At 69.2% G+C, this 8,767-nt stretch carries 9 protein-coding genes; 4 read left to right on the forward strand and 5 right to left on the reverse strand.

All coding sequences use genetic code 11. From position 1 onward, the window contains the following. Positions 1-31 precede the first annotated feature (31 nt). The 4 genes from ACH01S_RS42585 to ACH01S_RS42590 all read right to left on the reverse strand — a co-directional run bounded on the left by ACH01S_RS42585 (position 32) and on the right by ACH01S_RS42590 (position 2,955). Positions 32-583, reverse strand: a complete 552-nt coding sequence (locus ACH01S_RS42585; protein WP_174564910.1) for a hypothetical protein — start codon at positions 581-583, stop codon at positions 32-34. Between the two features lie 134 nt (positions 584-717). Then, entirely contained in the window at positions 718-1,197 is a 480-nt protein-coding gene (locus ACH01S_RS25180; protein WP_218010388.1) for a helix-turn-helix domain-containing protein, read from the reverse strand. A 153-nt stretch (positions 1,198-1,350) separates the two neighbouring features. Continuing rightward, positions 1,351-2,151, reverse strand: a complete 801-nt coding sequence (locus ACH01S_RS25185; RefSeq protein WP_083981109.1) for a hypothetical protein — start codon at positions 2,149-2,151, stop codon at positions 1,351-1,353. A gap of 411 nt (positions 2,152-2,562) precedes the next feature. Then, entirely contained in the window at positions 2,563-2,955 is a 393-nt protein-coding gene (locus ACH01S_RS42590) for an ArsR/SmtB family transcription factor (protein WP_083981110.1), read from the reverse strand. 84 nt (positions 2,956-3,039) lie between these two features. Between ACH01S_RS42590 and ACH01S_RS25195 the strand changes: the two genes are divergently transcribed. Further along, the gene (locus tag ACH01S_RS25195) at positions 3,040-4,125 is read left to right on the forward strand and encodes a flavin-containing monooxygenase (RefSeq protein WP_067896279.1); all 1,086 of its coding nucleotides are present in this window, start codon (positions 3,040-3,042) and stop codon (positions 4,123-4,125) included. 45 nt (positions 4,126-4,170) lie between these two features. Here the strand turns inward: ACH01S_RS25195 and ACH01S_RS25200 are convergent, their stop codons facing one another. Beyond that, positions 4,171-4,536 (reverse strand): ArsR/SmtB family transcription factor, encoded by a 366-nt coding sequence (locus ACH01S_RS25200; protein WP_067896281.1) that lies wholly within the window; start codon positions 4,534-4,536, stop codon positions 4,171-4,173. Positions 4,537-4,671: 135 nt separating this feature from the next. Here ACH01S_RS25200 and ACH01S_RS25205 point away from each other — a divergent pair, with 135 nt between their 5' ends. Genes ACH01S_RS25205 through ACH01S_RS25215 form a run of 3 tightly spaced genes read left to right on the forward strand, consistent with a single transcriptional unit; the run spans position 4,672 to position 8,523 of the window. Continuing rightward, the gene (locus ACH01S_RS25205) at positions 4,672-6,324 is read left to right on the forward strand and encodes an FAD-dependent oxidoreductase (protein WP_246236816.1); all 1,653 of its coding nucleotides are present in this window, start codon (positions 4,672-4,674) and stop codon (positions 6,322-6,324) included. Further along, a complete protein-coding gene (locus tag ACH01S_RS25210) occupies positions 6,317-7,657 on the forward strand; it encodes an MFS transporter (protein ID WP_083981112.1) in 1,341 nt (446 codons plus the stop codon). Before ACH01S_RS25205 ends, ACH01S_RS25210 begins: the two co-directional genes overlap by 8 nt. Before the next feature lie 56 nt (positions 7,658-7,713). Next, positions 7,714-8,523: a hypothetical protein gene (locus ACH01S_RS25215; protein WP_067896283.1), complete on the forward strand. Its 810-nt coding sequence runs from the start codon at positions 7,714-7,716 to the stop codon at positions 8,521-8,523. Positions 8,524-8,767: the final 244 nt, after the last annotated feature.

An 8,767-nucleotide genomic window follows, 5' to 3' on the forward strand; every position in this document is an offset into this window, starting at 1 on the left:
TGGTCGTCCGTTCGCCAGAGCCGCTAGGGGCTTAAGCCCCTCTCGCATCGCCCACGGGCGATCCGATGGCTGTGGCCGAGCCGACCGCCTCGGACCGTCGAGACATAGTGCGGCGTCCCCAGGTGTCTTCCAAGCGGCCAAGAACGGCGGCAACGGCCGGGTCGGCGACGGCGGGCCGTGGGCCGGTTCGGTTGGGGCGCGACCGCTCCATGACCAGGGTGGCGAAGTGCTCGGCTTCGCGCTCCTGCTCGCTGGTGTAGCTGGTGCGTCCCAGCACCGCGCGCACCACCGCGGGGTTCAGATCGGGCAGCAACATCTTCGCCAGATCCGCCACTTCGACCCCACTTCGGTGGCCGGCAAGTAGGTGGCCGATCTCGTGTAGCGCGATGTGTTCCCGATGGAACGGCGTGGTTCCTGTCGGGGTGTACACGTAGTCGGCACTAGCGGTGGAGATGCATACCCCGCACAGTCCCTCCGGCATGGCCGGGACTAGGATCACCCGCAACGTTCTGCCCGTATGAGAAGCAACGCGGGCACAGAACTGCTCAAAATCCCACGGCTTGGGAACCTTCAGAGTCTCCACACGAGCACGACACCGCCGTCGCAGCGTGTCTCCCCGCACCCGGTCACCTCCCCGGACCCATGCTGAGTGCCCACACTCATGAGCGGACTCTCTGGAGCGATTCCACTACGGAACGTGATTATGGCACAGGTGGCTCAACTCTCCGGAGAAGAATCGAGATCGTCCGGCCTGGCACGCTGCTCCAAGCGCGCGGTCGACTCGATCAGTTCACCGACCATCCGCTGGGCCTCCGGCGACAACCGCAGGAAACTGCGCAGGTGCCCGCTACGTATCCCGGTGTCGCGGAGCATGGCCAGCAGTTCGATCTGTTCTTCGACGGTCCTGAACACTTCATCGTCGAAGAAGTAGGAAGGAGGGACCCCGAAGAAAGTTGCCAGGGCCTCAAGTACCCGCTTGGTGGGGTTGTCGTTCTTGCCGGTGCGCAGTTTCCACAGGGTGTTGTGTGAGATCTTCTCTCCCGTCAGTTCGGCGATTGCGGCTGCGGCCTCCTGAAGGGAGTAGGGTCCACGATCTTCTGGATGCATCCGCCGGAACAGGTAGTCGACCTTGCGGGCCAGAGGCGGTGCCGCGACAACTTCGGCCGCCCTCTCTGACGCGGCGTCACCGCCAGCCACGGAACGCCTCCCCCTCTCCCGGCGCTGAAGATCCTGGTCACAGTATGTCACTGGCGCCAGTCGCAGGGGCCGTACTGGTGTTACCCAATTCGACATACCGACCCCTTTGCCGCATTTCACCATCATTGATCTTGAAATGACGTGGCGGCCACCTCAGATCCCATATGGCATGGGCGCGGCGGTGAGCGCAGTCGAGATATGACCTTCTCGAATTGCGGTCACAATACGCATCTCCGCCGCTTTGCGCTGTTTGTACAGTCGGCTGGCCGGGACGCCCCACTCCCGGGCCAGATCCTGGACGGAAACGCCGTCCAAGCGGGTCGAGCTGATCAGCTCGACACCGGCCGGGCTGATGATCCCTTGACGTGCCGCGTCCAGCAGCAGGACGACCGCGTCGATGTCCGGACCTGACGCCCCGGTGGGTAGCTCGAACGGATCGCATGGCATGTCGCGGAGGCCGCGGCCGCGCGCGCGGAGCGCGCCCTTGCGTGCCCACAGCATCAGGCGGGCGGCGATGTGGGGACGCTCGACGTCGACACGCGCCAGCTGCGCGACGAACTCCGTCAGCAGCTCGGACACGATGTCGTCGGCGAGCCGAGTCGGACTCGAACGGAGCACCCGAGCGGCGGTGTTCTTCAGACCGGGCATCGCCACCCCGACGCAGCCCACCACCCAGGCCGAGTCCCCAGTCCGTGCCCGCTGGACGAGTTCGCACCACGCGGCGTCCTTTAGGTGGTTGGAGGAGCCTTGCCCGAGCAGCAGTGCTCGTAGTTCGGCCAGGTCGACCGCCCGCGCAGGCAGACCGCAGCCCACTGCCCGTCCGTCGATCGACAGCGGGTTCGGCCCGGTGGTCAGCAGCTCGAATGAACGCTCCGCGACGGTCAGCGCGTTACCCGACCGGTCGCCGGCGGTCGTGTGCGACGTGCGCTGCTCGCTGATCTGGTGGTTGCTCATGACGCCCCCGAAGGTCGTGATGGATCGACGACGTCAGGTATCCGCTACGGCATATGCGTTCCATGGGCATTCGGTCGGCGCCGCTGACTGCTCACGGCCGAGCGCCGATGTGCTCAGATCTGCTGTGACCTGCGAGAACGCAGGTCGTTGGGCGTGCTCAGGCCGAAAAGGTAAAGGGACCGCGAGTGCATAGATCGGCTGTGACCTCGACCTTCGCCACCGGCGAACCTCTTCCGTAAAGATCCGCCTGCCCCACTGGCCCTCGACTCCGTGAGCTAGGACGCCAGTGGAGCTTCACGATCACGGTGGATCTGCGCTGGCCGTGCAGCAGCGTGCATGGGCTCGATAGCGCCAGGCGTCGACCGGGCACCGCAGCGGCCCCGAATCGTCGGTGCCTTGAGGGGGGACGAGTCAGGGATCTTGCTGAGCGTCCGGTGGGCAGCAGGTGCGCAGGTAGGTCTGCAACTCGTTGAGTGAGTGCTCCACGGTGGCGGCGTCGATGCGGTAGAAGACCTGCTTGCCGTGTTTGCGGGAGGTGAGTAGGCCGCCGCGACGCAGGAGAGCGAGTTGCTGGGACGCGGTGGGCTGGGCGATGCCCAGGCGTTCGGCGACCGTGCCGACGGTGAGCTCGATCCCGCCGGTGAACAGCTCCAGCATCTGCTGCCTCTGTTCGCTGGCCAGTGCTCTAAGGAATTCCCGCGCCTGCTGACCGAGCTGGGCGGCCTCACCGGTGCCGCAGCCGGGCGCGTCCGCTGTCGGCTCGGACAGCGTGCTCGATACCTGGTCGACCACCGGCTCGTTCATGTCACCTCCCCCGTCGTCCGTATTGGATCCTAGAGCACCCATCGTCACATTGACATTTAACAAAATGACAATATGTTGGGACGCATGGACGCCGACATCGTCATCATCGGTGGCGGGCAGGCCGGGCTGGCCACCGCCCACGTCGCCCGCCAGCTCGGCCTGGCGCCGGTGCTGCTGGAAGCCTCACAGTCCACAGCCGGGTCGTGGCCGCACTACTACGACAGCCTCACCTTGTTCTCCCCGGCGCGGCGGAGCGCTCTGCCGGGGACCCCGTTTCCAGGCGACCCGGACGGCTATCCCGCCCGGGACGAGGTCGTCGCCTACCTGACCGCCTACGCCGAACGCCTCGACGCCGACATCCGCACCGGGCATCGCGTCGTGAAGGTCGCAGTCACCGACTCCGAGCCAAGGCTGGGGCGGCGGTTCGAGGTCGTCGTCGAGGACGGGCAGGGCTTCAGCACGCCGATCGTGATCGCCGCGACGGGCGCGTTCAGCCGCCCGTACCGTCCGGAACTGGCGGGCCTTGATTCGTTCACCGGCACGGTCGTGCATTCCTCGGACTACCGGCGACCGGAGGAGTTCGCCGACCGGCGGGTCGTGATCGTGGGCGGCGGTAACTCAGCGGTGCAGATCGGCATCGAGTTGGCCGGGCACGCCCGAGTCACACTCGCCACCCGGCATCGGCTCCGGTTCATGCCGCAGCGGGTGCTGGGCGTCGACATGCACCTGTGGCTGCAGCGCACCGGCTTGGACACGGCCGGTTGGGCGCGCCGGTTGCTCACCGGCGGGAAGGGCACGCCTGTTTTCGACACTGGCACCTACCGGGCTCAGATCGCCACCGGCAATCCCGACCGACGCCCGATGTTCACCCGCCTGGACGGCGACCGCGTGGTGTGGCAGGACGGGACGCGAGAACCCCTCGACGTGCTCCTGCTTGCCACCGGCTTCCGGCCCGGCGTGGGGTACCTGGAGGAGTTGGGCGCGCTGGATGAAGGCGGCCAGCCGCTACACCAGGGCGGTGTCTCCACCGCTCACCCGGGGCTGGGCTATGTGGGGCTGGAGTGGCAGCGCTGCTTCGCCTCGGCGACGCTGCGTGGTGTCGGTGCCGACGCCCGCCATGTTCTCAATCGCCTACGCAAGGAGGCGCCGCTGCTGCGGCGCACCGGCTGATGCGGGGGGCATGCTCGGAAGGGGTGATCGATGGGTGTGGGGACTTCAGGCGGTGGCGGCCTTGGGCAGCGCGAAAAGGCCGGACAGCCGGGTCAATCGTTCGGGGATCACCCGGTAGTACACCCAGGTCCCGCGTCGTTCGCCGTCGATCAATCCGGCCTGGCGCAGCACTTTCAAATGGTGGGAGATGGTCGGGGCGGTCAACTCGAACGGGACAGTCAGATCGCACACGCACGCCTCCCCGCTCTCGGCCGAGGCGATCATGTTCAACAGCCGTAGCCGGATCGGGTCCGCCAAGGCCTTGAACACCCCGGCGAGCTCGACGGCCTCCGCCTCGCCCAGGTCAGACTCGCTAAGCGGTTCGCAGCACACCGAGGCGGTGACGTCTTCCAACTCCATCAACTTAGACATGCCTCTAATTTGACACCTGTCGATGCAAGGATGCAAACTAGCCCTCTACTTAGAAGAACATCGAAGCAAGCGGATCTGGGGTGTTTCGTAAGACGCCCTGCCCGCGCAGGTAGGAAGAGAGGCACCATGGCCGAGGTGAACCAGTCTCATGAGCGCACCGGGACGGTAGGCGAGAGCGCCTGCTGCGGAGTCGGCGGTTGCTGTACCGACGCCGAGCAGTCCCTGGATCCGGCGGTGACCGTGACCGAGGCCAAGACGGCGGCCGGATGCGGATGCGTCCACGACGCCAAGTCCGAGGAGACGGGACTTCCGGTGGTGGTCGTCGGAGCCGGGCCGGTGGGGCTGGCAACGGCGGCGCACCTGGCCGAGCGCGGGCTGAATTTCATCGTCCTGGAGGCCGGGGCGCAGGTGGGTGCGGCGATCTCCGAGTGGGGGCACGTCCGGCTGTTCTCGCCGTGGCGGTACGACACCGACGCCGCTGCCCGGCGGCTCCTGGAGCCGACCGGTTGGACGCTGCCCACCCCTGACGCCCTGCCCACCGGAGCTGAACTGGTCCGCGATTATCTGACGCCTCTGGCCCGCGTTCCGGAGCTGGCGGGGCGGATCCGAACGAGAACCCGCGTGGTCGCCGTCGCCCGGCAGGGCCTGGACGTCACCCGCACCGTCGGCCGCGAGGAGCACCCGCTGCTCGTGCGTACCGTCGGCCCGGACGGGACAGTCACCGACCTCGCCGCCCGCGCCGTCATCGACGCGTCCGGGACGTGGGGCCACGGCAACCCCCTCGGCCACTCCGGGCTGCCCGCGCCCGGCGAAGAGGAGGCCGCGCCATATCTGGCGGGGCCGCTGCCGGACGTCTTGGGCCGCGACCGCGACCGTTTCGCCGGACGTCACACCCTGGTCGTCGGGATGGGCCACTCGGCCGCCAACACCCTGCTCGCTCTGGCCGAACTCGCCAAGACCGAGCCCGGCACCCGCATCACCTGGGCCGTGCGCGCAGCGTCGGTCGCCCGCCTCTACGGCGGCGGCGACGCCGACGGCCTGCCCGCCCGCGGCGCGCTCGGCACCCGCCTGAAGACGGCCGTGGAAGACGGCGAGATCGACCTGGTCCGCGGCTTCACCATCACCCGCTTCACCACCAGTAATGGAGCCGTCCAGGTCACCGGTACCGCTGCGGAGGGGGAAAGCGTCATCGCGGCCGACACCGTGGTGGCGGCGACCGGTTTCCGTCCCGACCTGGACATGCTGCGCGAGATCCGGCTCGACCTGGATCCCGGCACCGAGGCCCCGGTCAAGCTGGCCCCGCTGATCGACCCGAACTTCCACTCGTGCGGGACGGTGCCGCCGCACGGCGAGCGCGATCTCGCCCACCCCGAGGCCGGGTTCTACCTGGTCGGGATGAAGAGCTACGGCCGCGCCCCCACCTTCCTGATGGCGACCGGGTATGAGCAGGTCCGCTCGATCGTCGCCGCGCTGGCCGGGGACCGGGAGGCGGCCGACACCGTTCAGCTCGACCTGCCCGAGACCGGCGTCTGCTCGACCAGTCTGGTCACCGAGGACCAGTTGCCGGGCTCCACCGCGCAGGACGGTGGATGCGGGACGTCCTGCTCGACACCGTCGGCTCCCGAGGCCGCGTCCAACGCCGAAGCCGAGGCCGAGAGCGGCTCATGCTGTGGCGGCGCATCCACACCCGAGCCGATCAGCATCGGTGTCGGCGCCCCGGCCGGTCTGGGCTTTGCGACCGGCATCGTGCATGGCTACTCAGGCGAGGCCGAACGCGCCGATGCCTGACGCGGCCGAACCCGCCGCCCGAGACCGGGCTCCGGCGGCTCCGGCGGTTCCGGCCGCCGGAGCCCGGTCGGTACGCGACCACGCGCGGCGGGCCGCGAACAGCCCCCTGGCCGCGTTGTGCGTCACCGAGATCACCAGCTGGGGCGTCCTGTACTACGCCTTCCCGGTACTGGCTCCCGCCATCACCCGCGACACCGGCTGGTCCACCGGCACCATCACCGCCGCGTTCTCCGCCGCGCTGGTCGTGGCCGCCCTGGGCGGAATCCCGGTCGGCCGCGCCCTGGACCGCCGCGGACCGCGCGCCCTGATGACCGGCGGATCGGTGCTGGCCGTGCTGTCGGTCCTGGGGCTCGCGGCGGCGCCCAATTTCTGGTGGTTCACCGCGTGCTGGCTGGTGGCCGGGGTGGCGATGTCCGCCGTCCTTTACCAACCGGCGTTCGCCGCGCTCACCCGCTACTACGCGCCCCGCCACGTCACCGCACTGACCACCCTCACCCTGGTCGCCGGGCTGGCCAGCACCGTGTTCGCGCCGCTCACCGACGCGCTGTCAGCGCAACTGTCCTGGCGCGGCGCCTACCTCGCACTGGCCGTAGTGCTGGCCGTGGTGACCATCCCGCTGCACGGGCTGGCCCTGCGCCGCCCGTGGCCATCGCCGCGTGACGATGCGACCGGCCGCACCGCACACGTCCAGAACCGCGCCGTGGGACGAGCCGCCGTATGGGGGACGGTACGCAGCCGCCCGTTCATCATGCTCACCGCGGCGCTGACCCTGTCGGCCTTCACCGCGTTCGCGGTCGTGGTCAACCTCATCCCGCTGCTCACCTCCCGCGGCGCCGACCCCAGCGTCGCGGCCTGGGCACTGGGACTCGGCGGCCTCGGCCAGGTCACCGGACGCCTCGGCTACCGCCTTCTGACCCGCCGCACCGGTGTCCGCACCCGCACCATCTTGATCCTGTCGCTGTCGGCCGCCACCACCGCCGCCCTCGCCCTCATCCCCGGTCCGATGGCCCTGCTCATCACCGTGGCGTTCCTGGCCGGGACGACCCGCGGCATCGCCACGCTCCTGCAGGCCACCGCCGTCTCCGACCGCTGGGGAACAGCCGCCTACGGCTCCCTGTCCGGAATCCTGGCCGCCCCCGTCACCACCGCCACCGCGATCGCCCCGTTCGCCGGAGCCGCCCTCGCGGCCGCACTCGGCGGCTACCCCAACATGTTCCTCGCGCTCACCGTCGCTGCGGCCCTGGCGGCCCTGGCGGCTGGCGGCAGCATCCCCACCGCCCCACCATCCCCAGCACCGGACCCGTCACCGACCTACGACCCGCCAACTAGGTAGAACGGCCGGGAAATTGCTTGGCTGTCTTGCCGGACGTCGGCGTACCGTCGGTGACCATGAGTGATGAGCAGGAGTTCCTGCACAAGCTGGCGCGCCTGCTCGACCGCGAGCATCAGCGCCACCAAGAGGTGCAAGCCAGCCCGCACGCGTGGGAGATCCAGCCCGGCAGCCCGCTGGCCGGCGACGAGGCCAAGTCGCACCCGCACGACGTCGGCCACGGAGCCTGGCACGCCCTGACCGTCGCCCAAGATCACCTCCTGGGCCTGCACTCCTCACTTCACGGCACCGACCGGCTGGTGATCCACACCCACGCCCAGTTCACCCTGCTACGCGCTGGGATGGAGAACGCCGCACGAGCGGTGTGGCTGCTGCATCCCGCAGACCGCCCCGGCCGCGTCACCCGGCGGCTGGCGATGCAGCGCGCCGAGATCCGCGCCGCCCACCGGATCCGTGGCCTGCTGAGCAACCCCGGCGCCAAGACCCTGCAGCAGGACCTCACCGACCTGTACGCCCTGTTGGCCACCGCGCTCGGCGTCACCGCCGCCGAGGCCGAGAAGACACTGAACAAGACCCCGGCCTCCTATAAGGACATGGTCCGCGACGCCGCACCGGCCGCCGGTTACTCCGCCGACACCGCCGAACTGATCTGGAGCGCCTGCAGCGCCCTGGCCCACGGCGACACCCACGGCACCCTCAGCGTGCTCGACAAGCAGGTCACCGCCGCGCAGTCGGCCAAGGGCAACCGCATCGCACTGGCCCGCGTCACCGGATCGGTGAGCGGCCTGTACTGGTGCACCCTGGCCGCGACCTCGATGCTCAGCGCGGGCTACGACCTGTACGCGCAACGCGCCCGCGCGCCCTACTAGCCGCGTTCCTCGGGTTGCCGATGAGACTCGCTGGCCGGTGTCGGAGCGCCGCCTGCCCGGTCAGGGTTCCACGTCTTGGTAGATCATCTTCCGCCTTGGTCTGGTTCCGCCCTGGTCTGGAACGGGGCGTTTTGTGCGGCGCTGGATGGGGAGGCGTGGGTTAGGAGCGGGAGGGGTGGGGGGGCAGGGTTGGGGCGGTGTCGGTCCAGCCCTGGTGGCGGACGAGGGTGTAGCCGTCGAGGTC

Origin of the sequence: Actinomadura chibensis NBRC 106107 (genome assembly GCF_001552135.1) — a bacterium.
GTDB lineage: Bacteria > Actinomycetota > Actinomycetes > Streptosporangiales > Streptosporangiaceae > Spirillospora > Spirillospora chibensis.